Consider the following 21935-nt stretch of genomic DNA (forward strand, 5'->3'; position numbering starts at 1 on the left):
TCCTCTTACTTCTTGCTCCGCTTACGACGGGTTCCGGCCATCTGGCCGGCGAGGACGCACAGGACGGCGACCAGGAACATCGCCGTACCGATGACATTGATCTGAACGGGCGTGCCCCGCTGCGCCGATCCCCAGACGAACATGGGAAAGGTCACGGTGGAGCCGGCGTTGAAGTTCGTGATGATGAAGTCGTCGAAGGACAGGGCGAAGGAGAGCAGCGCACCGGACGCGATACCGGGGGCGGCGATCGGCAGGGTGACCCGCAGGAACGTCTGCACCGGCGAGGCGTAGAGGTCCTGGGCGGCCTGCTCCAGGCGCGGGTCCATGCTCATCACCCGCGCCTTGACCGCGGTGACCACGAAGCTCAGGCAGAACATGATGTGGGCGATCAGGATCGTCCAGAAGCCGAACTGGATGCCCATGTTGAGGAAGAGGGTGGCCAGCGAGGCGGCCATGACGACCTCGGGCATGGCCATCGGCAGGAAGATCAGGGTGTTGACACCGGCGCGGGCCCGGAAGCGGTAGCGCGCCAGCGCGAAGGCGATCATCGTGCCGAGGACGGTGGCGCCGACGGTGGCCCAGACGGCGATCTGGAGGCTGAGCCCGAGCGAACCGCACAGGTCGGCGACGCCGCAGGGGTCGGTCCAGGCGTCCGTGGAGAACTGCTGCCACTGGTAGTTGAAGCGGCCGTGGGGCTTGTTGAAGGAGAAGACCATCACCACGACGTTGGGCAGGATCAGATAGGCCAGGGTGGCCAGTCCCGCGAGGATGACGACGTTGCGGCGCAGCCAGCGCAGCGGGGCAGCGGTGGCGCGGGGGGTCGTCCCCGCGGTCTTCCCGGTGGTCTTCCCGGTGGTCTCGGTTGCGGCCATCAGACCAGGTCCTCCGTCCCCGACTTGCGGATGTAGATGGTGACCATGGCGAGGATGGCCGCCATGAGGATGAAGGACAGGGCGGCGGCGGTCGGGTAGTCCAGAACCCTCAGGAACTGCGACTGGATGACGTTGCCGATCATCTTCTGGTCGGTGGAGCCCAGCAGTTCGGCGTTGATGTAGTCGCCGGCGGCCGGGATGAAGGTGAGCAGGGTGCCCGCGACGACGCCCGGCATGGACAGCGGGAAGGTCACCCGGCGGAAGGTGGTGACCGGGCGGGCGTAGAGGTCGCCGGCGGCCTCGTGGAGCCGGGGGTCGATGCGCTCCAGCGAGGTGTAGAGCGGCAGGATCATGAACGGCAGGAAGTTGTACGTCAGACCGCAGACCACCGCGAGCGGGGTGGCCAGCACCCGGTGCCCCTCGGTGATGCCCAGGGCGCTGGTGACGTCCAGGATGTGCAGCGAGTTGAGGGCGCCGACGACCGGTCCGCCGTCGGCCAGGATCGTCTTCCAGGCCAGCGTGCGGATCAGGAAGCTGGTGAAGAACGGCGCGATGACCAGCATCATCACGACATTGCGCCAGCGTCCGGCCTTGAACGCGATCAGATAGGCCAGCGGGTAGCCGAGCAGCAGGCACAGCGCGGTGGCGATGCCGGCGTAGCCCATGGAGCGGACGAACTGCGGCCAGTACTCGCCCAGCGCGTCCCAGTAGGTGGCGAGGTGCCAGGTGACCTTGAAGCCCTCTTCGAGGGAGCCGGTCTGGAGGGAGGTCGACGCCTGGTAGACGAGCGGGGCGGCGAAGAAGACCAGCAGCCACAGGATGCCGGGCAGCAGCAGCCAGTAGGGCACCAGCCGTTTGCGGGTGGGCGTCCTGCGGAGTGCGGGGGGCTCGGTGGCGTCGCTCTCCGGGGGCGCGGGGGCCTCGGTCGCGGTCATGCCGCCTCCTCGTCGAGGTCCGCGCCGGCCGCGCCCGTCTTCCCGGCAAGCAGGGACTGGGCGGCGTCGAGCCCGAAGGTGTGCGCCGGGTTCCAGTGGACGACGACCTCGGCGCCCGGTATGAGCCGGCCGTCGCGGGTGATGTTCTGCTCGTAGACGGAGATCTCGCCCGCGCCCGGCGCCTCGATGACGTACTGGGTGGAGACGCCGATGAAGCTGGCGTCCTTGATGCGGCCGGGCAGCCGGTTGTGGCCGTCGGTGACGGAGGCGGCGTCGTCGGCGTGCGCCAGGGCCATCTTCTCGGGGCGGACGCCCGCCAGGACCTTGTCGCCGGCGGCCGCGCTCGCGCTGCACCGGGCGGCGGGCAGCCGCAGCTTGGTGCCGGCGGCGCGCAGCAGCAGATCCTCGCCGCCGGCCTCGACGACCTCGGCCTCGATGAGGTTGGAGGTGCCCAGGAAGTTGGCGACGAAGGTGGTGGCGGGGTTCTCGTAGAGGTCGGCGGGGGCGCCGAGCTGTTCGACCCGGCCGCCGTTCATCACGGCCACGGTGTCGGCCATCGTCATGGCCTCCTCCTGGTCGTGGGTGACGTGCACGAAGGTGATGCCGACCTCGGTCTGGATGCGCTTGAGTTCCAGCTGCATCTGGCGGCGCAGCTTGAGGTCGAGGGCGCCCAGCGGCTCGTCGAGGAGCAGCACCTGGGGGTGGTTGATCAGCGCGCGGGCGACCGCGACGCGCTGCTGCTGGCCGCCGGAGAGCTGCTGCGGCTTGCGGCGGGCCATCGGGCCGAGCTGGACGAGGTCGAGCATCTCCTCGACCTGCTTCTTGACGGACTTGACGCCGCGGCGGCGCAGACCGAAGGCGACGTTCTCGTAGATGTCCAGGTGCGGGAAGAGCGCGTAGTTCTGGAAGACGGTGTTGACCTGGCGCTTGTAGGGCGGCAGGGCGGTGACGTCCTCGCCGGAGAGCTCGACGGTCCCGGTGGTGGGGTCCTCCAGTCCGGCGATCATCCGCAGGGTGGTGGTCTTTCCGCAGCCGGAGGCGCCCAGCAGCGCGAAGAAGGAGCCCGCGGGGACGGTGAGATCGAGCGGGTGGACGGCGGTGAAGGAGCCGTAGGTTTTGCTGATCTGGCTGAGGCGGACGTCACCGCCGCTGCTCTGGGGGGTGTGCGTCATGGTCATATCGGGCGTCCCGTGGGTCGGAGGGCGAAACGGCTCGTACGGGCCTGGCGGCGCGCGGGGTGGATCGGGTGGCGGGCGGGGTCAGGGGGCTCCTGACGGATCTCCGCGGAAGAAGGAGCCCCTAGGCCCCGGTGAGCGTGGAGAACTTCTGCGCGAACTGCTTGCTCTCCTTGGCGTTCAGGGCACGGAAGGAGTGGGACCGGGCAGCCATCTTCTCGTCGGGGATGATCAGCGGGTTGTCCGCCAGCTTCTTGTCGATCTTGGCGAGTTCCTCGCGTACGCCGTCCACGGGGCAGACGTAGTTGATGTACGCCGCGATCCGCGCCGCCACCTTCGGCTCGTAGAAGTAGTCGATGAGCCGTTCGGCGTTCTGCTTGTGGCGTGCCTTGTTCGGCACCATCAGGTTGTCGGTGGACGTCGTGTAGCCGGCCTTGGGGATGGCGTAGGCGATGTCCGGGTTGTCGCTCTGGAGCTGGACGACGTCGCCGGCCCAGGCCACACAGGCGGCGAGGTCGCCCTTGTCCAGGTCGGTGGTGTAGTCGTTGCCGGTGAAGCGGCGGATCTGCTTGGAGTCCACGCCCTTCTGGAGCCGGGCGATCGCCGCGTCGAAGTCGTCGGCGGTGAAGCTCTCGGGCTTCTTGCCCATGTCCAGCAGGGTCAGGCCGATGCTGTCGCGCATCTCGGTGAGGAAGCCGACCCGGCCCTTGAGCTTGGGGTCCTCCAGCAGCTGGGTGACCGAGTCGACCGTGCGGCCGCCGGTGGCCTTCTTGTTGTACGCGATGATCGCGGGGACGCCCGTCCACGGGTAGGAGTGCGCCCGGCCCGGGTCCCAGGCGGGGCTGCGGAACTGCGCCGAGAGGTTGGCGTAGGCGTGCGGCAGGTTGGCCGGGTCCAGCTCGTCGATCCAGCCCAGGGAGATCATCCGTGCGCACATCCAGTCGGTGAGCACGATCAGATCGCGGCCGGTGTCCTGGCCGTTGGCCAGCTGCGCCTGGATCTTGCCGAAGAACTCGTCGTTGTCGTTGATGTCCTCGGTGTAGTTGACGGCTATGCCGGTGCGCTTGGTGAACTTCTCCAGCGTCGGCCGGTGCTTGCCGTCGGCGGTGACGTCCATGTACTCGGTCCAGTTGGAGAAGTTCAGGCGCTTCTCGGTCCTGGAGTGGTCGTCGGAGCTGCCGGCGTCGGTGCGGCCGGCGGGCGGGATGCCGCAGGCCGACAGGGCGCCCATTCCGCCCGCCACCGCCGCGAGGGCGCCGCTTGCGCGCAGCAGGGAGCGGCGGGTCATGGCGAGGCGGCCGTCGGTCATGCTGCGGCGCATGGCGGCCAGTTCGGCCGCGCAGAGAGGCTCGGGCTGTTCGGTGTGCTCCATGCGCGATGCCCTTTCGGGGAGGTGCCCGGCGCTCGGCGCCGGTGGTAAGGGGGTGCGGGGGCGATGCTCATGGGGCCTGGTGGGGACAGACCCGAAGGGATGGGGATAAGGGGGCGGGGGTCACCGGCCGCCGGGATGCCCGGGGCCGTCGGCGGGCCCCGGGCAGGGGGCCGTCAGCCGCGGTCCCCGAAGACGGTGCGGTGCCAGTCCTTCCTGGCCACCGCCGTGTTGTCGTACATGACGTGCTTGACCTGCGTGTACTCCTCGAAGGAGTACGCCGACATGTCCTTGCCGAAGCCGGACGCCTTGGCGCCGCCGTGCGGCATCTCGCTGATGATCGGGATGTGGTCGTTGACCCAGACGCAGCCGGCGTTGATCTCGCGGGTGGCGCGGCCGGTGCGGTAGACGTCCCGGCTCCAGGCGGAGGCGGCCAGTCCGTAGGGGGTGTCGTTGGCCAGCGCGATGCCCTCGTCATCGCTGTCGAAGGGCAGCACGACCAGTACCGGGCCGAAGATCTCGGACTGCACGATCTCGCTGTCCTGGGCGGCTCCGGCGATCAGGGTGGGCCGGTAGTAGGCGCCCTTGGCCAGCTCGCCCTGGGGCGCCTCGCCGCCGGTGACGACGGTGGCGTAGCCGCGGGCCCGGTCGACGAATCCGGCGACCCTCTCGCGCTGGGCGTGCGAGATCAGCGGGCCGAGGTCGGTGGCCGGGTCGAAGGGGTCGCCCAGCCGTACGGTGGCCATCAGGTCGGCGACGCCGCTGACGAAGGCGTCGTAGAGGGGCCGCTGGACGTAGGCGCGGGTGGCGGCGGTGCAGTCCTGTCCGGTGTTGATCAGCGCACCGGCCACGGCGCCGTGGACGGCGGCCTCCAGGTCCGCGTCGTCGAAGACCACGAACGGGGCCTTGCCGCCCAGTTCGAGGTGGAGGCGCTTGACCGTCCCGGTGGCGATCTCGGCGACGCGCTTGCCGACGCCGGTCGACCCGGTGAAGGAGGTCATGGCGACGGCGGGGTGGCCCACCAGGCGCTCGCCGGCGTCCCGGCCCGCACCGGAGACGATGTTGATCACACCGTCGGGCAGCCCGGCCCGCTGCGCGGCCTGTGCGAACAGCAGCGAGGTCAGCGGGGTGATCTCGGCGGGCTTGAGAACGATGGTGTTGCCCGCGGCGACGGCCGGCAGGACCTTCCAGGCGGCCATCTGGAGCGGATAGTTCCAGGGCGCGATGGAGCCGACGACACCGATGGGTTCGCGGCGGATCACGGAGGTGTGATCGGCGCTGTATTCCCCGGCCGCCTTGCCCTCCAGATGGCGCGCGGCACCGGCGAAGAACGCGGCATTGTCGATCGACCCCGGCACATCGAACTCGTTGCTGAGCTTGATGGGCTTTCCGCAGTTCAGCGATTCCGCGAAGGCGAGATCGGCGGCGTCCTCGGCGAGCGCGGCGGCGAACCGGTGCAGCGCATCGGAACGCTCCCCCGGGGTCGCCCCGCCCCATACCGGAAACGCCGTCCGTGCCGCCTCGACCGCGGCGTCCACCTCGGCCGCACCTGCGAGTTCGTAGGAGTACACCGGCCGGCCCGTCGCCGGGTCCACCACCGCCTGGGTGCGGCCCGAGGTGCCGCTGCGCAGTCTGCCGGCGATGAATTGGGCGCCCTCGGCGAATCGCTCGCTGACGTCGAAACGGTGCTCCATGGTGTCTCCTCCGCCGTACGCCAAGGCCGCTCAGCGGCCGCGCAAGGCGTAGCTATTTCCGGAATCGATGGCCGATCTTGACAGAGGAATAGGCACTCAACAAGTGATTCCGTTGTTGCCTTTTGGTTACGCGACGAATTCTGCGCTTTACGTGGCAGGGGGCCCCGACACGTTGTCGGTGCCCGCTGACAGAATCCCGGCATGATGCACAACATCACGGGGACCGACACGCACGGCAGCGGATCGCACACGGACCGGGGGGCCGCGGACGGCCCGCGCTCGGTCGAGGAACTCCGCGCGCTGACCGCCGCCGGGAAACGCGTCAAATACCTGCACTTCTGGGGGCATACGCCGCGCCGCGACGGCACTCTGGGCGCCGGCTGCTTCAGCCAGTGGTGGCCCTCCCCCTTCACGGTCGACGGCGTCACCTACGCCACCGCGGAACACTGGATGATGGCGGGCAAGGCCCGGCTGTTCGCCGACGCCGACGCGGAGCGGAGCGCGATAGCCGCGGGGCACCCCAAACAGGCCAAGGACGCCGGCCGCCGGGTCCGCGGCTTCGACGAGACCGTCTGGCGGGACCACCGCTTCGACCTGGTCGTCGAGGGCAATCTGCACAAATTCGGCCAGGATGCCGGGCTGCGCGACTTTCTGCTCGGCACGAATTCCCGGGTGCTGGTGGAGGCCAGTCCGGTCGACCGGATCTGGGGCACAGGACTGGCCGCCGACGACGAGCGGGCGGAGAAGCCGCTCCAGTGGCGGGGGCTGAATCTGCTGGGGTTTGCGTTGATGGAGGTACGGCAGAGGCTGCGGGAGGGGGCGGCCGGGCGGTAAGCGGGAGCGTGATGCGGGGCGGCACGGTCGGCGCTGCGGAAGGGTGAGCGGGGCAGCCCGGCCCGGCGCTGCGGGAGCGTGATGCGGGGCGGCCCGACCGGCCGCCAACGGCCCCGCCTACCATGACGAGTCCGTGACCGCGCCGTGACCAGGCCGCTCCGCCCCGCCGTCCGTCCCCCTTCACCCGGTCAGTCCGTCCCCCCCATTCACCGATCAGGAGGATCCGTTGTCCGATCTCGATGCCTTCATCGCGGGCCTGCCCAAGGCCGAGCTGCATGTCCACCACGTCGGGTCGGCCTCACCGCGGATCGTCTCCGAACTGGCCGCCCGGCACCCCGACTCCGCCGTCCCCACCGACCCCGAGGCGCTCGCCGACTTCTTCACCTTCCGCGACTTCGCCCACTTCATCGAGGTCTACCTCTCCGTCGTGGACCTGATCCGCGATGCCGAGGACGTCCGGCTGCTGACGTACGAGGTCGCCCGTGACATGGCCCGGCAGAACATCCGCTATGCCGAGCTGACCGTCACCCCCTTCAGCTCGACCCGCCGCGGCATCCCCGACGCCGCCTTCGTCGAGGCCATCGAGGACGCCCGCAAGTCGGCGGAGTCCGAGCTGGGTGTCGTGCTGCGCTGGTGCTTCGACATCCCCGGGGAGGCGGGCCTGGAGGCCGCGGAGGAGACCGCCCGGATCGCGTGCGAACTCCAGCCCGAGGGCCTGGTCTCGTTCGGGCTCGGCGGCCCTGAAATCGGCGTCCCGCGCCCGCAGTTCAAGCCGTACTTCGACCGCGCCATCGCCGCCGGACTGCACTCCGTACCGCACGCCGGAGAGACCACGGGTCCCGGCACGATCTGGGACGCCCTGACCGATCTGCGCGCCGAGCGGATCGGCCACGGCACCAGCGCCACCCAGGACCCGAAGCTGCTGGCCCATCTCGCCGAACACCGCATCGCGCTGGAGGTCTGCCCGACCTCCAACATCGCCACCCGCGCGGTGCGGACCCTGGACGAGCACCCGCTCAAGGAGATGGTCGACGCGGGCGTGCTGGTCACCATCAACAGCGACGACCCGCCGATGTTCGGCACCGACCTCAACACCGAATACGGCGTCGCCGCCCGCCTGTTGGGCCTGGACGCGCCGGGCCTGGCCGCCCTCGCCAAGAACGCCGTCGCCGCGTCGTTCATGGACGCCGCCGGCAAGGCCCGGCTGGCGGCGGAGATCGACGCCTATACGGCGGCCTACCGCGGCTGACGCACGCAGCGGCGGGGACGCAACCCTCCGGTGGCCGGCCCGGACCGGCCGCCGGAGCGCGTCCCTCGCAGGTGGCTCATTCCACCCGCCACGGCGCCCCCAGCCCACCGGGGAAGCCCGCGACGAACTCCCGCACGGCCCACCGCGCCGTCGCCCCGTCGACCAGCTCCTCCGCCGCGAAGTACGCCCCCTGCCCGCCGCACACCAGCCACACCTCCTCGGCCGCGCCGTGGGAACCGCCGTCCAGACACCGCGCCCCGAGCTCCTTGGGCCGCATCCGCCGCCCCGGCCCGCCGTCGCCGCCCGCCGTCCGGGCCCGGCACAGCTGGAAGAGCGAGCCGTCCCCGCTCTCCCCGGCGACCAGAAAGACCCCGGGCCCGCCGCTGACCGTCAGCACGCCCCCGTCCTCCTCCCAGCGCTCCACCGACAGCTCCGTGCAGACGGCGCCGTCCAGCTCGCCCAGCGCCGCCTCCAACCGCGCCCCGTCCGGCTCCTGAAGCATCCGCGACCGGCAGATCCCCGCCTCCCAGCGGCTGACCACGGCCCTCATCCGGCACCCGCCATGCGACTCATGTGCGGGAGCATACGGTCGCCGCGGCGGGCCCATCGACCGGGACCATGACACCCACCGGCGCAAATCGGCCGCGCCGCGCAGCCCCGTACGCTCCCCCGCGCCGCCCGCCGACCCCGGCCGAGGTGGCGGAGCCGGGCGTACAGCCGCGGACGGCCGCCGCCTGGGCGAGGTGCGGGAGGCCGTGCGGCCCGAAGCCGTCCAACGTGCTCTGGAAGAACGCCGAGTGGCCGCCGCTGCGGTACCCGCTCACCGCCACGGCGCCCACGATGAGTGCCATCACGGCCAGCGCGGCCCGGAATTCCCGGTCGTCGAAGGCCGCCATGAACTCCCATATGTATTCCGGGAGTTGAGGAAACCGCTCGCGCAGCACCGGCACGTTCTCCCGTATGCAGCTCGGTCCGGACGCCACCTCCTCCGCATCGTGCAGCGCCCAGGCGGCGAACAGCCCGAGGGTGAAGGCCGGGGACACCGTACGGGGCCGGGGCACCGTACGGAACAGAGGAAGCGGACCCGGCGGAAGGCGCGGCGGCGGGCGGGCCGAGCGGGCCGAGCGCAGGCGGTTCACAAAGGTCATCATGAACGGAAGGTCCGGCAAGCCGAGTTGACGGAAGATCACCGGGGGCGCGCACCCACCCCGGGAGGCCCTCACGGCCCCACACAGCCCCGCAGGAGCCTCAGGACCCTCACAGCCCCACGATCGCGTCCCACTCCTTCGCGTAGGCGATCCGTTCCCGGGGAGAGATGTCCCGCGCGATCGCCAGCCGCCGGCGCATCGCGTCGTCGGGGAAGACCAGCGGGTCCTCGGCAAGCGCGGCGCGGTCCTTGTCCTTGGAGGAGGCCAGGACGTCCCGCGCGGCCGGGACGGGGCAGACGTAGTTGACCCAGGCGGCGAGGTCCGCGGCGACCTCCGGCTCGTAGTAGTAGTCGATCAGCCGCTCGGCGTTGCGCGTGTGGTCCGCGAGGTTGGGGATCATCATGCTCTCCGCCCACAGCTCGGCGCCCTCCTCGGGGACGACGAACTCGATGTCGGGGTTGTCCGCCTGGAGCTGGATGACGTCGCCGGAATAGGCCTGGGCGGCGAGCACGTCCCCGGAGTCGAGGTCCTTGATGTAGTCGTTGCCGGTGAAGCGCCGGATCTGGCCCTTGTGGACCTGGGCGCGGACCCGGTCGGTCATCCGGTGGAAGTCGTCGGCGGTCCAGCGGGTGATATCGACGCCGTCACCCTGCATCAGCAGTGCGAACGCCTCGTCCAGACCGGCCAGCAGCGTGACCCGGCCGCGCAGATCGTCCTTCCACAGATCGGAGGTGTGCCGTATCTCGCGGCCCAGCTTTCTGCGGTTGTAGGCGATGCCGGTGATCCCGGACTGCCAGGGCACCGAGTGTTTGCGGCCCGGGTCGAAGTGTGGGGTGCGCAGCAGCGGATCGAGGTTCTTGGCGACCTGCGGCTGGGCGGCGCGGTCCATCTCCTGGACCCAGCCCAGCCGGACGAAGCGTGCGCACATCCAGTCGCTGATGACGATCAGGTCGCGGCCGGTGCGCTGGTGGTTCATCAGCGCGGGGCTGATCTTCCCGAAGAATTCGTCGTTGTCGTTGATCTCCTCGTTGTAGGTGACGGAGATCCCGGTGCGGCGCCGGAAGGCGTCGAGGGTGGGCCGGCGTTGCTTGTCGTGGTCGTCGACGTCGATGTACAGCGGCCAGTTGGAGAAGACGACCGAGCGGTCCCGGGCCGAGCGGTCGGGTCCGGTGCGGTCCGCGGCCGTGACGTAGGCGGGCGGCACCCCGCATCCGGTGAGGGCGGCCAGCGCCCCGGCCGCTCCGATTCCGCCCACACCCCGTAGCAGCGCGCGCCGCGCAAGATCAGCCATGGCAGGCACTCTCACGCGCCGCGGGCGGAGGCGGCAAGGGACAGAGCGTCCATTGCCGGGCCTCCGCCCGCGACGGTGTGTCGAGCGTTCCGTGCCCTCGACGTGGGGATCCCCCGGGTCGGCCGGTCAGGTCGCACCGGCCGGTGAGGTCGTGCGGTGTCAGTCCAGCGAGGTCATCACGTGCTTGATGCGGGTGTAGTCGTCGAAGCCGTAGGCCGAAAGGTCCTTGCCGTAGCCGGACTTCTTGAATCCGCCGTGCGGCATCTCGGCGACCAGCGGGATGTGGGTGTTGATCCACACGCAGCCGAAGTCGAGGCTCTTGGACATCCGCATGGCGCGGGCGTGGTCCTTGGTCCACACCGAGGACGCGAGCGCGTACTCGACGCCGTTGGCCCACTGCACGGCCTGCTTCTCGTCGGTGAAGGACTGGACGGTGATGACCGGCCCGAAGACCTCCTGCTGGACGATCTCGTCGTCCTGCTTGAGGCCGGAGACGACGGTCGGGGCGAAGAAGTAGCCCTTCTCGCCGACCTGTTCGCCACCCGCCTCGATCTTGGCGTGGGCGGGCAGCCGCTCGATGAAGCCCTTGACCTGCTTGAGCTGGTTGGCGTTGTTCAGCGGGCCGTAGAGCACGTCCTCGTCGTCGACCGCACCGGTCTTGGTCTCCGAGGCGGCCTTGGCCAGCGCGGCGACGAACTCGTCGTGGATGGAGTCCTGGACGAGCACCCGGGTCGCGGCCGTACAGTCCTGGCCGGCGTTGAAGTAACCGGCGACCGCGATGTCCTCGACGGCCTTGGCGATGTCGGTGTCCTCGAAGACGACGACCGGGGCCTTGCCGCCCAGCTCCAGGTGGACGCGCTTGAGGTCCTTGGACGCGGACTCGGCGACCTGCATACCGGCGCGCACCGAGCCGGTGATGGAGGCCATCGCCGGGACGTCGTGCTCGACCATCAGACGGCCGGTCTCACGGTCACCGCAGATGACGTTGAAGACGCCGCGCGGGTGGCCGAGCTCGTCCAGCACGCTGCCGATGATGTCGCCGATCAGCACCGTCGAGGCGGGGGTGGTGTCGGAGGGCTTGATGACGACGGTGTTGCCCGCCGCCATCGCCGGGGCGAACTTCCACACGGCCATCATCATCGGGTAGTTCCACGGCGCCACCTGGGCGCAGACGCCGACCGGCTCGCGGCGGATGATGGAGGTGAAGCCGTCCATGTACTCGCCGGCCGAGCGGCCCTCCAGCATCCGCGCGGCACCCGCGAAGAAGCGGATCTGGTCCACCATCGGCGGGATTTCCTCGGAGCGTACGAGCGCGATCGGCTTGCCGCAGTTCTCGGACTCGGCGGCGATCAGTTCCTCCGCCCGCTCCTCGAAACGGTCGGCGATCTTGAGCAGTACCTTCTGGCGCTCGGCCGGGATGAGGTCACGCCAGACGGGGAAGGCGGCCTCGGCGGCGGCCATGGCCGCGTCGACGTCGGCGGCGGCCGAGAGAGGGGCAGTGGCGTATGCCTCACCCGTCGCCGGGTTGACCACATCCGTGGTCCGCCCGTCGGCGGCGTCCCGGAACTCCCCGTCGATGTAGTTGCGCAGACGACGCAGTGCGGTGGTCACTGTGCGCCCCCTTCAGTCAGATGTCCGGTAGTTGGCTCCACCTGTCCGGTGGTGTGGGACCACCCTAGCCGCGGCACCGACGTTTTCAACACACCCGCCACTCGGAAACAACGAAATCAGTGAAATTTAGATCACTACACGACTGATTTCATCGATTCGGGGTTGCGCGACGGACGAGGAGGGTGCACAGTGAGGGACGTGGCCACTCGTGACAGAAACGGCACTTCGTCGATCGACTCCGTCTCCCTGGCGATCATCGAGCAGCTCCAGGAGGACGGGCGCCGTCCGTACGCCGCGATCGGCAAGGCCGTGGGCCTGTCGGAGGCGGCCGTACGCCAGCGCGTACAGAAACTGCTCGACCAAGGCGTGATGCAGATCGTCGCGGTCACCGACCCCCTCACGGTCGGTTTCCGTCGGCAGGCAATGGTCGGCATCAACGTCGAGGGTGACCTCGATCCCGTGGCCGACGCCCTGACGACCATGGAAGAAGTCGAGTACGTCGTCATGACGGCAGGCTCCTTCGATCTCCTCATCGAGATCGTCTGCGAGGACGACGACCACCTCCTGGAAATGATCAACAAGCGGATCCGCACGCTTCCCGGCGTTCGATCCACCGAGAGCTTCGTGTACCTCAAGCTCCGGAAGCAGACCTACACCTGGGGAACGAGATAGCTATGAGCCGCGACCTCTCCAAGACGGCATACGACCACCTGTGGATGCACTTCACCCGCATGTCGTCGTACGAGAACGCCCCCGTGCCCACGATCGTGCGCGGTGAGGGCACCAACATCTACGACGACAAGGGCAAGCGCTACATCGACGGCCTCGCCGGCCTCTTTGTGGTCAACGCCGGCCACGGCCGGGTCGAGCTCGCCGAGACCGCCTACAAGCAGGCGCAGGAGCTCGCCTTCTTCCCCGTGTGGTCCTACGCCCACCCCAAGGCCGTGGAGCTCGCCGAGCGCCTGGCCAACGAGGCCCCGGGCGACCTCAACAAGGTCTTCTTCACCACCGGTGGCGGCGAGGCCGTCGAGACCGCCTGGAAGCTGGCCAAGCAGTACTTCAAGCTCACCGGCAAGCCGATGAAGCACAAGGTGATATCCCGCGCGGTGGCCTACCACGGCACCCCGCAGGGCGCCCTGTCGATCACCGGTCTGCCCGCCCTGAAGGCCCCCTTCGAGCCGCTGGTCCCCGGCGCGCACAAGGTGCCGAACACCAACATCTACCGTGCGCCGATCCACGGCGACGACCCCGAGGCCTTCGGCCGCTGGGCCGCCGACCAGATCGAGCAGCAGATCCTCTTCGAGGGCCCCGAGACCGTCGCCGCGGTCTTCCTCGAGCCGGTGCAGAACGCCGGTGGCTGCTTCCCGCCGCCGCCCGGCTACTTCCAGCGGGTCCGCGAGATCTGTGACCAGTACGACGTGCTGCTCGTCTCCGACGAGGTCATCTGCGCCTTCGGCCGTCTGGGCACGACCTTCGCCTGTGACAAGTTCGGCTACGTGCCGGACATGATCACCTGCGCCAAGGGCATGACCTCGGGCTACTCCCCGATCGGTGCCTGCATCGTCTCCGACCGCCTGGCCGAGCCGTTCTACAAGGGCGACAACACCTTCCTGCACGGCTACACCTTCGGTGGCCACCCGGTCTCCGCGGCCGTCGGTGTCGCCAACCTCGACATCTTCGAGCGTGAGGGCCTCAACCAGCACGTCCTCGACAACGAGGGCAACTTCCTGAGCACCCTCCAGAAGCTGCACGACCTGCCGATCGTCGGCGACGTCCGCGGCAACGGCTTCTTCTACGGCATCGAGCTCGTCAAGGACAAGGCCACCAAGGAGTCCTTCAACGACGAGGAGACCGAGCGCGTCCTGTACGGCTTCCTGTCGAAGGCGCTGTACGACGCCGGCCTCTACTGCCGCGCCGACGACCGTGGCGACCCGGTCATCCAGCTCGCCCCGCCGCTGATCGCCGACCAGCCGGTCTTCGACGAGATCGAGCAGATCCTGCGCGGCGTCCTCACCGAGGCGTGGTCCAAGCTCTGATCACTCGGCTCTGATCACTGGCCTCTGATCACTGGGGCTGTGATCACCGTGCTGTGACCACTGGGTTCCGGTCACCGCGTCACGTGAGGTGCCGCTTGCGGTCCTTCACCGAGCGCCGCGTCGTCTGGTACGGCACCGCACGCAAGCGAGTCCGCACAACTGAAAATCCAACGGCTCAGATTCACTCATTTTCAGCTATAGGAGTGAATCTGAGCCGTTCTCCGTGCCGAGCGCCGAATACCGGGGGTCACCAGTACTTACCGTGCCAGTGACCGATACCCTCCATGTTCGTTCACCCGGTTGGGGGAACGAATGGACGCGAACTAGCAAGAGGTGCGCAGATGGTGGCCCCGCCTGACAACGACGTGCTCTGGGCCCGCGGCCTGCACCACATGCACGGCAGCACCCCGGCCCTCACCGCTGTCTCGCTCGGCGTCCGCGAAGGCGAGATCCTCGCCGTCACCGGTCCGCGCGGCAGCGGCAAGACCACCCTCCTCAAATGCCTCTCCGGTCAGCTCGCACCGACCGAGGGCGAGGTCTGGTTCAACAGCTCACCCGTCCACACCCTCTCCTCCCCCAGCCGCGAACGGCTGCGTCTGGACCGGTTCGGCTGGATCGACCCCGAACCGCATCTCGTTCCCGAACTCACCGCCTGGGAGAACGCCGCCCTCCCGCTCCTGCTGCGCGGCGCCGGCCACCGCAGCGCCAAGCACACCGCCATGGAGTGGCTCGACCGCCTTGACGTCGGCGCGTGCGCCCGCCGCCGCCCCGCCCGGCTCGACCAGTCCCAGCGCCAGCGCATCGCCGTCGCCCGCGCCCTCGCCGCCGAACCCCGGGTCCTCTTCGCCGACGAGCCGACCGCCCCGCTGCACAGCGCCGACGGCATCCAGGTCCTGCGCACCCTGACGGCCGCAGCCCGCTCACACCAGATCACCGTGCTCCTGGCCACCCTCGCCCCCGAGGTGGCCGCTCTCGCCGACCGCAGCATCGCCCTGCTCGACGGCCGCCGCACGGGCGCCGTGACCGGCCCCGACGGTTCCTCCGACGCGGAAAGCAGGGCAGCGTGCTCGCTCTCCGTCTAGCCCGCGGCTCTCACCCCCTCGTTCTGCTGCGCCGCCTCTTCGTCACCGCGGCGGCCGCCGGCACCGGCTTTCTCCTGCTCTCCACCGTCGGCCATGCCGCCGCCCATCCAGGCTCGGAGGGCGATTCACTGGTCCGGCTGCTGTGGTGTGCCGCCCCGCTCGCCGCCACCGCCCAGCTCGCGGCCTCCGTCGCCCGTACGGACCCCGCCGCCCGTCTCCACCGCGGCATGGCCGCCGCCGGCCTGGGCCCCCTCCGGCTGGCCTTGCTCGCCGGGACCTCCACCGCGCTGTCCGGTCTGTTCGGCGTCCTCCTCTCCCTGTTCGTCTTCCTCCGCCTGCGCGGTGACCTCGGCGGCTCCCCGTCCCCGGCCGCCGGGAAGGCCGGCATCGACGCCGACCTGCTGGGCACCGGCCATCCCCTTCCCCTCGTCGGCGCCCTGATGCTGCTGTCGGCCGTCCCGCTGACCGCCGCCGCCACGACCGCCGTGGCCCTGCGCCCGCGCAGCGCCGACACCGCCCCCGCCCCCGAGGCCCCCGCCGAGGCGGCCAACCCCTCCGGCCTCCCCTGGGGCATGGCCCTGACGGCCGCGGGCCTGGCCGTCGAGGCGTACGCCAGCCGCGGCACCGTCACCTCCGCCGGACTGCTGCCGCTGCCCGGCCGGCTGGTGGGCAGCCCCCCTGGCGTCCTGGGCGGCTGGACCCTGTCCGCCCTCGGCCTCGTCCTGGCCGGCCCCGGCCTGGTGCACCTGTGCGGCCGCCTCCTGTGCACAGGGCGCCCCGGCGCGCTGCGACTGTTGTCCGGGCGCGTGCTCCAGCAGGAGTCACGCCGCCTCGGACGCCCTCTCGGCGTCCTGTGCGCGGTCGCCTCCGCCACCTATGCGGCGGTCACGGTGTACGAGACCGCTCCCGTCCGTCCGTACGGCCCGCTCACCGCCATCGGCGCCGCCGTCGTCCTGGCCTCCGTCACCGCCTGCGCACTGACCGCCGCACTCGAATCCCGCTCGGCCCGCGCCCACACCACGGCCGCCCTGCGCCGCCTCGGCGCGACCTCCTCCGCCCTGCGCCGCACCGCGGCACTGCGCGCCCTGGCCGTTGCCCTGGTGCTGGGCCCACTGACCTGGGCCGTCGCGGAAATGGCCACGCTTCCTCTGGTCCACTGAATCCTCTGGGCCACTGCTTCCTCTGGAGCTGGAGCGCCAATTCCTTTGGCGCACGATTCCGTTGGCGTACCCATTCCGTTGGCGCACTGAGAGCCGGGGGGGCACGGGGACCCATCGCGGCCAGGGCCGAGGCCGGAGCCGAAGCCGCGATCTCCGACACCACACCGGTACGCGAACGGACGGAGAGAAGGGCAGCAGCTCATCGGTCCCTCAGCGGGCCAGGGCGGTGACCTCCACCTCTATTCGCCAGTCGGGCTGGGCCAGCGACGACACTTCCAGCAGGGTGTCGGCCGGATAGGGCTCGGAGAGGAACTCGCCTCGCAGAGTGAGGACATGCTCGAGGTCGGCGGCCATGTCCGTGACAAAAATCCCCACCTTCACCACATCGGCGAAGGAAGCTCCGGCCGCGGCGAGGACCCTCCCGACGTTGGCGAACGCCTGCCGCCCCTGCGTGAGGAAGTCGTCCGATACGGTCCGCCCCCGCTCGTCGATGCCCGCCTGCCCCGAGACATGGAGCAGACCGCCCGCCCTGATCGCCTGCGAGATCTTGTAGGGCTCGTACCAGTCCGGCGTGGTCGCGATCCGCTCGATCCCCCGCGCACCACCCGTCGTTGCCACCGCATTCATCGACACAGCACCCCCGTAGTTCCATGCACCTGCATTTCTTGCTTGTGCATACATAAGTTTCCGCTGCATGTAAGCTGGTGTCAAGACCCTGGCGGGAACAGGCGGAAGAAGGCAGAAGGCCATGGACGCGGAACACTGGGACCGGTTCGGCGCACTCCACACGCGTGTGGAACAGGAGCTGGCCAAGGCCCTGCAACAGCACCACCGCATCGGCCTGTCGGAGTACCGCGCGCTGGCCCGCCTCGCCGAGGCGGAGGACGGTGAGCTGCGCATGCAGGAGCTCGCCGATCTCATCGGCCTCAACCAGAGCTCCGTCAGCCGCCTGGCCTCCCGCCTGGAAGCGTCCGGACTCACCCGCCGGGACCTGTGCCCCAACGACCGGCGCGGCGTCTACAGCGTGATCACCGATGAGGGACGTGACATGCAGGAGAAGGCACGACCGACATACGACGGCGCCCTGCACACGGCACTCGACACGGCGGCCGAGGACGGTCACCTCGCACCACTGGTGGACATGCTGCGGTCCTAACATGGCGGATGTGCAGCCGAATTCAGAGCAGCCGGAGCCCCGTCATACGCACGACGCCGACCACGAGATCGAGTCGCTCGCGGAGTTCGACCGGGCCGCCGCCTCGGGCAGCCTCGCCGGACGCCGCATCCAGTCGCTCGACCTGACGGACCGCACCTTCGCACTGCTCAGCACCGACACCGCCGAATCCGTCTTCCTCGGCTGCGCCATGGAGCCGGCTGCCGCCGCCAAGGTCCGGGCCGGTGGCGCGCTGGTCTTCCCGCCCCTCCCCGACCTGCCCTTCGACCCCTACCGCGGCAGCCTCTACGGGCCGGACGAGCTCTTCGAGGGGCTCTCCCGCGCCGGATACGAAGCGACCCCGGACGCCCGCACCTACCACTGGTACCAGCAGACCAGGACGGACGGCGACGTCTTCGCCTCCATGCTGCGCAGCATCCACGACGACGCCGTCTCCGACGCCCTGGACGAACATCTCGCCGGCGCACGGGTGGTGGGCCTCATGGGCGGACACGCCGTGGAGCGTGGCTCCGCGGCCTATGCGGGCACCGCCCGGCTCGGCCGCCTGCTCACCCGCGACGGCCTGACCGTCGCGACCGGTGGCGGCCCCGGCGCGATGGAGGCCGCAAACCTCGGAGCGTACGCCGCGCCCTTCGAGGACACCATGCTCGATGCGGCGCTGGAGCTCCTCGCCAAGGCGCCGCACTTCACCCCGTCCCTCACTGACTGGGCGCAGGTCGCCTTCGAGGTCCGCCGGTGCTGGCCCGGCGGCCATTCCTCCGTGGGCATCCCCACCTGGTTCTACGGGCATGAGCCGCCCAACGCCTTCGCCTCCCATATCGCAAAGTACTTCGTCAACGCGGTGCGCGAGGACGGGCTGCTGGCGCGCTGCCATGCGGGCGTGGTCTACCTCCCGGGTGCCGCGGGGACGGTGCAGGAAATCTTCGACCACGCGACACCGAACTACTACGCATCGCGTGGCGGGCCGACGCCGATGGTGCTGGTGAACCGCGAGCACTGGACCGAGATGCTGCCTGCCTGGCCGCTGCTCCAGGCGCTCGCCACGGACCGTGCAATGGCCGGCCGGATCGCCCTGGTCGATTCGGTGGACGAGGTCCCCGACGCCCTGGCCCGCCTGGCGAGCGAGACGGCTTCCTGACCGGGCGGCCGCCGCTCCCGGCAGCCCGCTTCGGCGCGCTCTCCTCCTGACAGCTCACCCACGCCCCGAGATCTCTTTGCCCGGTGAGGCAACTGCCGTCCCGAAATGCACGTCTGCCATGCCAGGTAATGAACAGGTAATGCAGATGGTGCGTGAACGGAGCTCCTGGTGATCATCGGCCTTCTGACGGCCGTGGCGGCATCCGCCTGCTACGGCACGGGTTCGGTCCTGCAGGCGGTGGGTTCACGCAAATCCGCTCGTCGAGAGGCGGCCTCCGACTCGACCACCGGCGTCACCCAGCACGGCGGCCCCAGCCTGTCCTCCACCGCCAAGGCGGCTGTGACCTGGGAGTTCATGGTCGGTACGGTGCTGGACTTCATAGGTTTCGGACTCGGCGCGCTGGCCGCTCGTCTGCTGCCGCTGTTTCTCTCCCAGACCGTGATCAGCGCCAACCTCGTGATCACCGCCGTGCTGAGCGTCAAGCTCCTCGGCATTCGTCTCACCCGGCCGGAATGGGCATCCATCGCCGTCGTGTGCTCTGCTCTGGTGCTCCTCGCCACGGCCGCAGGCCCGGAAGGTGGCGGTCACACGCCGATCGCGGGCCACTGGTGGCTTCTGGCCGCGTCCGTCGCGGTCATCGGCGGCGGCACCCTGATAGTGCGTCTGCTGGGCGAACGGGCCGCGATCTTCGCCGGGCTCCTCTCCGGCCTGGGCTTCGGCGCCCTCGGCGTGGGCGTACGAATACTGAACGGCATCGATCCCCTCCATCTCCCGTCCCTTCTCGGCGACCCCGCTCTGTACGCGATCCTCATCGCGGGCATCGGCGGGATGTACCTGCACACCGTCGCCCTGCAGATCGGCTCGGTGAACGGCGCCACGGCGGCCCTGGTCGTGGGCGAGACCGTGGTACCGGGCATCCTCGGCGTGCTGTGGCTGGGCGACTCCTCCCGGCCCGGCTTTGCCTGGGTGGCGATCCTCGGCTTCGTGGTGGCCGTTGCCGGGGCCGTCGCGGTCGCCTGGTTCGGAGAATCGGACGCCCACACCGCATCCACGACGACACACGAGGCACCGGCACCAACATCGGGAGGCACCATCGAGACCGCCGAGCAGCCCGCTTGCTCCCCTACCCGCATGCGCGTCGGCTCCTGATCCACACGGTGGCCTACGGCGTCGGCACAGGGCGTCGGTCATGCTCCTCAACTTCCGCTCGCACAGAGGGTTTTGATTGCTCATGAGATCCCTTTCCTCGCTTTGATCACGAGGCTATGCGCGACGGGATCGCACGGCGTCAAACGAGGAACCGATCCTTGGCGTCAACCCGTGGCATGACACCCGTCCGGTGGATCAACCCGTGCGGCGACGCGGTAGCCGCCGCAGAGCCGAAAAATGAAGGCATGAGCAAAGCACTTCAGCAACGGCTGCGCGGATGGGGCACCACACCCGCATATCCCTGTACCTCCGGCGGAGCGCTGACCGCCTTGGCAGCAGTGCTCTCGGCCATGGCGGCGCCCGCGGGTTCCGCGGTCGGAACCGTCCTTTGTGTTGCGGCGGCCGTGAGCGGATTCGTCGGCTGCTACACGCTCGGGCGCCACCGCGTCCTGCATCCTGTCGCGCTGGCCGGCTGCGCCTCCGCCCTCTCCCTCCTCGTGAATCTGTGGCACATCTCGACAGGGGGCACACACTCCCCCTCCCCCGGTCTGCTCACCGAGTGGTTCGCGTCGACCGCTGCGATCGTCGCTGCCGTGTCGATGGGGGACGCCGTACACGCCCGCGAGGAAAAGCGCCGGGAGAAGGCGGAGGCCCAGGCGCGGCTGATCGCAATGGAGCGGCGGCAGGCGACCGAGGCCGAACGGTCCATCCTTGCAAGGGAATTGCATGACGTGGTCGCGCACTCCGTGACCGTGATCGCGGTGCAGGCGGAGAGCGCCGTCTACACCACACCGGATCTTTCGCCGCAGGCCCGCGAGAGGTTTCAGCAGATCGCCGCCTCTGCCCGCTCGTCGACGGCGGAGCTGCGCCGGCTCCTGGGTGTACTGCGGAGCAGCGCCCAGGAAAAGGCCGGGACGGCCCCGCAACCCACTCTCGAGGCGCTGGACGCTCTCATAACACAGCACCGCTCGGTGGGCGGTGAGGTCGAACTGCGCCTCTGCGGTGACCGCATGGCGTTGCCGACCTCCTGGGAGCTGTCCGCATACCGCATCGTGCAGGAGGGGCTGACCAACGTACGCCGGTATGCCCCGGGCGCTCATACGGTGGTGGAGATCGGCTACCTGTCCGACCGGCTGGCGGTGCGGATCGCGGACGACGGACCGGGCCCGACAGGCACGGCTCACACCGGCCACGGCCTGGCCGGAATGCAGGAACGGGCGGCGTTGCTCGGCGGGAAACTCACCGCCGGCCCAGGGCCCGACGGCGGCTTTCTCGTAGAAGCGGAATTCCCTTGGTGATCAGAGCAATCGTCGCCGACGACCAGCCGGTCGTCCGCACCGCATTCGCCAGCCTCCTGGGCACCCAGGACGACATCGAAGTGGTAGGTGAGGCAGAAGACGGGGTCCAGGCGGTCCGCATCGCCGCGGAACGACGCCCGGACCTGGCATTACTCGACATCCGGATGCCCCATAAGAACGGCATCGAGGCCGCCCGGGAAATCACCGGAGCATCCAACGGTGCGACCAAAGCGCTCATGCTGACGACCTTCGGCCTGGACGAGTACGTCTATGACGCCCTGTCGGCCGGTGCCAGCGGCTTCCTCCTCAAGGATGCGACCTTTCCCGAACTCCTCCACGCGGTACGGGTCGTCGCCGAAGGCAACGCCCTGCTCGCGCCCGAGCTGACCAAGCGGCTGGTGGCGGCCTTCGTCAAGCAGCGCTCGGTGCCGCTGCCGGTGCGTACGGTCGAGGAGCTGACGGGCCGCGAGGTGGAGGTGCTCGTCCAGATCGCCCAGGGGCTGTCGAACGCGGAGATCGCCTCCCGGCTGACGATTACCGACCACACCGTTAAAACGCATATCAACCGGGTCTTCGCGAAGATGGGCCTCCGTGACCGTGCTCAGGCGGTGATCCTCGCCTATGAACTCGGCCTGGTCGTCCCGCAAGGCAAACGACCCGATCCGCTCTCCCGCGTATAAGGAGCAACCCCGCACTCACGGAATCCAAGGAGCACCACAT

21 protein-coding genes are annotated in these 21935 nt (G+C 69.7%); 11 read left to right on the top strand and 10 right to left on the bottom strand.

The annotated features are described in order from the left end of the window. Positions 1–5 precede the first annotated feature (5 nt). From SNA_RS31040 to SNA_RS31060, 5 genes are all read right to left on the bottom strand, one after another. Positions 6–872 carry an ABC transporter permease gene (locus tag SNA_RS31040; RefSeq protein WP_030063980.1) on the bottom strand — a complete coding sequence of 289 codons (867 nt, stop codon included), beginning with the start codon at positions 870–872 and terminating at the stop codon, positions 6–8. Beyond that, positions 872–1807: an ABC transporter permease gene (locus SNA_RS31045; protein ID WP_030063979.1), complete on the bottom strand. Its 936-nt coding sequence runs from the start codon at positions 1805–1807 to the stop codon at positions 872–874. The genes SNA_RS31040 and SNA_RS31045 overlap by 1 nt, the downstream gene beginning before the upstream one ends. Beyond that, the gene (locus SNA_RS31050) at positions 1804–2985 is read right to left on the bottom strand and encodes an ABC transporter ATP-binding protein (protein ID WP_044367861.1); all 1182 of its coding nucleotides are present in this window, start codon (positions 2983–2985) and stop codon (positions 1804–1806) included. Before SNA_RS31050 ends, SNA_RS31045 begins: the two co-directional genes overlap by 4 nt. A gap of 121 nt (positions 2986–3106) precedes the next feature. Next, on the bottom strand, positions 3107–4354 hold the full coding sequence (locus SNA_RS31055) for an ABC transporter substrate-binding protein (RefSeq protein WP_044367863.1): 1248 nt from the start codon (positions 4352–4354) through the stop codon (positions 3107–3109). 173 nt (positions 4355–4527) lie between these two features. Then, positions 4528–6045, bottom strand: a complete 1518-nt coding sequence (locus SNA_RS31060; protein ID WP_030063976.1) for a gamma-aminobutyraldehyde dehydrogenase — start codon at positions 6043–6045, stop codon at positions 4528–4530. 201 nt (positions 6046–6246) lie between these two features. On the opposite strand from SNA_RS31060, the gene SNA_RS31065 reads away from it, so the two are divergent. Both SNA_RS31065 and SNA_RS31070 read left to right on the top strand, forming a co-directional pair. Beyond that, positions 6247–6879, top strand: a complete 633-nt coding sequence (locus SNA_RS31065; protein WP_044367865.1) for an NADAR family protein — start codon at positions 6247–6249, stop codon at positions 6877–6879. A gap of 226 nt (positions 6880–7105) precedes the next feature. After that, positions 7106–8128, top strand: a complete 1023-nt coding sequence (locus SNA_RS31070) for an adenosine deaminase (protein WP_030063975.1) — start codon at positions 7106–7108, stop codon at positions 8126–8128. Between the two features lie 76 nt (positions 8129–8204). On the opposite strand, the gene SNA_RS31075 is transcribed toward SNA_RS31070, so the two are convergent. The 4 genes from SNA_RS31075 to SNA_RS31090 all read right to left on the bottom strand — a co-directional run bounded on the left by SNA_RS31075 (position 8205) and on the right by SNA_RS31090 (position 12178). Then, on the bottom strand, positions 8205–8678 hold the full coding sequence (locus SNA_RS31075) for a hypothetical protein (protein ID WP_030063974.1): 474 nt from the start codon (positions 8676–8678) through the stop codon (positions 8205–8207). Between the two features lie 19 nt (positions 8679–8697). Next, positions 8698–9279 carry an HXXEE domain-containing protein gene (locus SNA_RS31080; protein WP_241779921.1) on the bottom strand — a complete coding sequence of 194 codons (582 nt, stop codon included), beginning with the start codon at positions 9277–9279 and terminating at the stop codon, positions 8698–8700. Positions 9280–9385: 106 nt separating this feature from the next. After that, complete coding sequence (locus tag SNA_RS31085; RefSeq protein WP_030063972.1) at positions 9386–10567, bottom strand: ABC transporter substrate-binding protein; 1182 nt, start codon at positions 10565–10567, stop codon at positions 9386–9388. 159 nt (positions 10568–10726) lie between these two features. Continuing rightward, positions 10727–12178 (bottom strand): gamma-aminobutyraldehyde dehydrogenase, encoded by a 1452-nt coding sequence (locus tag SNA_RS31090; protein WP_030063971.1) that lies wholly within the window; start codon positions 12176–12178, stop codon positions 10727–10729. A gap of 198 nt (positions 12179–12376) precedes the next feature. On the opposite strand from SNA_RS31090, the gene SNA_RS31095 reads away from it, so the two are divergent. The 4 genes from SNA_RS31095 to SNA_RS31110 all read left to right on the top strand — a co-directional run bounded on the left by SNA_RS31095 (position 12377) and on the right by SNA_RS31110 (position 16456). Further along, positions 12377–12850 carry an Lrp/AsnC family transcriptional regulator gene (locus SNA_RS31095; RefSeq protein WP_037788748.1) on the top strand — a complete coding sequence of 158 codons (474 nt, stop codon included), beginning with the start codon at positions 12377–12379 and terminating at the stop codon, positions 12848–12850. Between the two features lie 2 nt (positions 12851–12852). Beyond that, a complete protein-coding gene (locus SNA_RS31100; RefSeq protein WP_030063969.1) occupies positions 12853–14214 on the top strand; it encodes an aspartate aminotransferase family protein in 1362 nt (453 codons plus the stop codon). A gap of 341 nt (positions 14215–14555) precedes the next feature. Continuing rightward, positions 14556–15296 carry an ABC transporter ATP-binding protein gene (locus SNA_RS31105; protein WP_030063968.1) on the top strand — a complete coding sequence of 247 codons (741 nt, stop codon included), beginning with the start codon at positions 14556–14558 and terminating at the stop codon, positions 15294–15296. Next, positions 15278–16456, top strand: a complete 1179-nt coding sequence (locus SNA_RS31110; RefSeq protein ID WP_030063967.1) for a hypothetical protein — start codon at positions 15278–15280, stop codon at positions 16454–16456. The genes SNA_RS31105 and SNA_RS31110 overlap by 19 nt, the downstream gene beginning before the upstream one ends. A 210-nt stretch (positions 16457–16666) precedes the next feature. Here SNA_RS31110 and SNA_RS31115 read toward each other — a convergent pair whose 3' ends face one another. Continuing rightward, complete coding sequence (locus SNA_RS31115; protein ID WP_030063966.1) at positions 16667–17083, bottom strand: RidA family protein; 417 nt, start codon at positions 17081–17083, stop codon at positions 16667–16669. A 121-nt stretch (positions 17084–17204) separates the two neighbouring features. Between SNA_RS31115 and SNA_RS31120 the strand changes: the two genes are divergently transcribed. The 5 genes from SNA_RS31120 (at position 17205) to SNA_RS31140 (ending at position 21895) form a co-directional block, all read left to right on the top strand. After that, on the top strand, positions 17205–17612 hold the full coding sequence (locus SNA_RS31120; RefSeq protein WP_030063965.1) for a MarR family winged helix-turn-helix transcriptional regulator: 408 nt from the start codon (positions 17205–17207) through the stop codon (positions 17610–17612). Between the two features lie 10 nt (positions 17613–17622). Next, entirely contained in the window at positions 17623–18768 is a 1146-nt protein-coding gene (locus tag SNA_RS31125) for an LOG family protein (protein WP_420823529.1), read from the top strand. A gap of 168 nt (positions 18769–18936) precedes the next feature. Continuing rightward, positions 18937–19917, top strand: a complete 981-nt coding sequence (locus SNA_RS31130) for a DMT family protein (RefSeq protein ID WP_241779922.1) — start codon at positions 18937–18939, stop codon at positions 19915–19917. 245 nt (positions 19918–20162) lie between these two features. Beyond that, a complete protein-coding gene (locus tag SNA_RS31135; RefSeq protein WP_030063962.1) occupies positions 20163–21215 on the top strand; it encodes a sensor histidine kinase in 1053 nt (350 codons plus the stop codon). After that, entirely contained in the window at positions 21209–21895 is a 687-nt protein-coding gene (locus tag SNA_RS31140; protein WP_030063961.1) for a response regulator, read from the top strand. The genes SNA_RS31135 and SNA_RS31140 overlap by 7 nt, the downstream gene beginning before the upstream one ends. The last annotated feature ends 40 nt before the right edge of the window (positions 21896–21935 follow it).

The organism is Streptomyces natalensis ATCC 27448 (assembly GCF_000935125.1).
GTDB classification, from domain to species: domain Bacteria; phylum Actinomycetota; class Actinomycetes; order Streptomycetales; family Streptomycetaceae; genus Streptomyces; species Streptomyces natalensis.

Coding starts and splice junctions, on each gene's coding strand:
- SNA_RS31080 (WP_241779921.1), bottom strand. CDS start 9,279: ATGATGACCTTTGTGAACCGCCTGCGCTCGGCCCGCTCGGCCCGCCCG.
- SNA_RS31100 (WP_030063969.1), top strand. CDS start 12,853: ATGAGCCGCGACCTCTCCAAGACGGCATACGACCACCTGTGGATGCAC.
- SNA_RS31120 (WP_030063965.1), top strand. CDS start 17,205: ATGGACGCGGAACACTGGGACCGGTTCGGCGCACTCCACACGCGTGTG.
- SNA_RS31060 (WP_030063976.1), bottom strand. CDS start 6,045: ATGGAGCACCGTTTCGACGTCAGCGAGCGATTCGCCGAGGGCGCCCAA.
- SNA_RS31050 (WP_044367861.1), bottom strand. CDS start 2,985: ATGACCATGACGCACACCCCCCAGAGCAGCGGCGGTGACGTCCGCCTC.
- SNA_RS31085 (WP_030063972.1), bottom strand. CDS start 10,567: ATGGCTGATCTTGCGCGGCGCGCGCTGCTACGGGGTGTGGGCGGAATC.
- SNA_RS31105 (WP_030063968.1), top strand. CDS start 14,556: ATGGTGGCCCCGCCTGACAACGACGTGCTCTGGGCCCGCGGCCTGCAC.
- SNA_RS31040 (WP_030063980.1), bottom strand. CDS start 872: ATGGCCGCAACCGAGACCACCGGGAAGACCACCGGGAAGACCGCGGGG.
- SNA_RS31045 (WP_030063979.1), bottom strand. CDS start 1,807: ATGACCGCGACCGAGGCCCCCGCGCCCCCGGAGAGCGACGCCACCGAG.
- SNA_RS31055 (WP_044367863.1), bottom strand. CDS start 4,354: ATGGAGCACACCGAACAGCCCGAGCCTCTCTGCGCGGCCGAACTGGCC.
- SNA_RS31065 (WP_044367865.1), top strand. CDS start 6,247: ATGATGCACAACATCACGGGGACCGACACGCACGGCAGCGGATCGCAC.
- SNA_RS31075 (WP_030063974.1), bottom strand. CDS start 8,678: ATGAGGGCCGTGGTCAGCCGCTGGGAGGCGGGGATCTGCCGGTCGCGG.
- SNA_RS31135 (WP_030063962.1), top strand. CDS start 20,163: ATGAGCAAAGCACTTCAGCAACGGCTGCGCGGATGGGGCACCACACCC.
- SNA_RS31115 (WP_030063966.1), bottom strand. CDS start 17,083: ATGAATGCGGTGGCAACGACGGGTGGTGCGCGGGGGATCGAGCGGATC.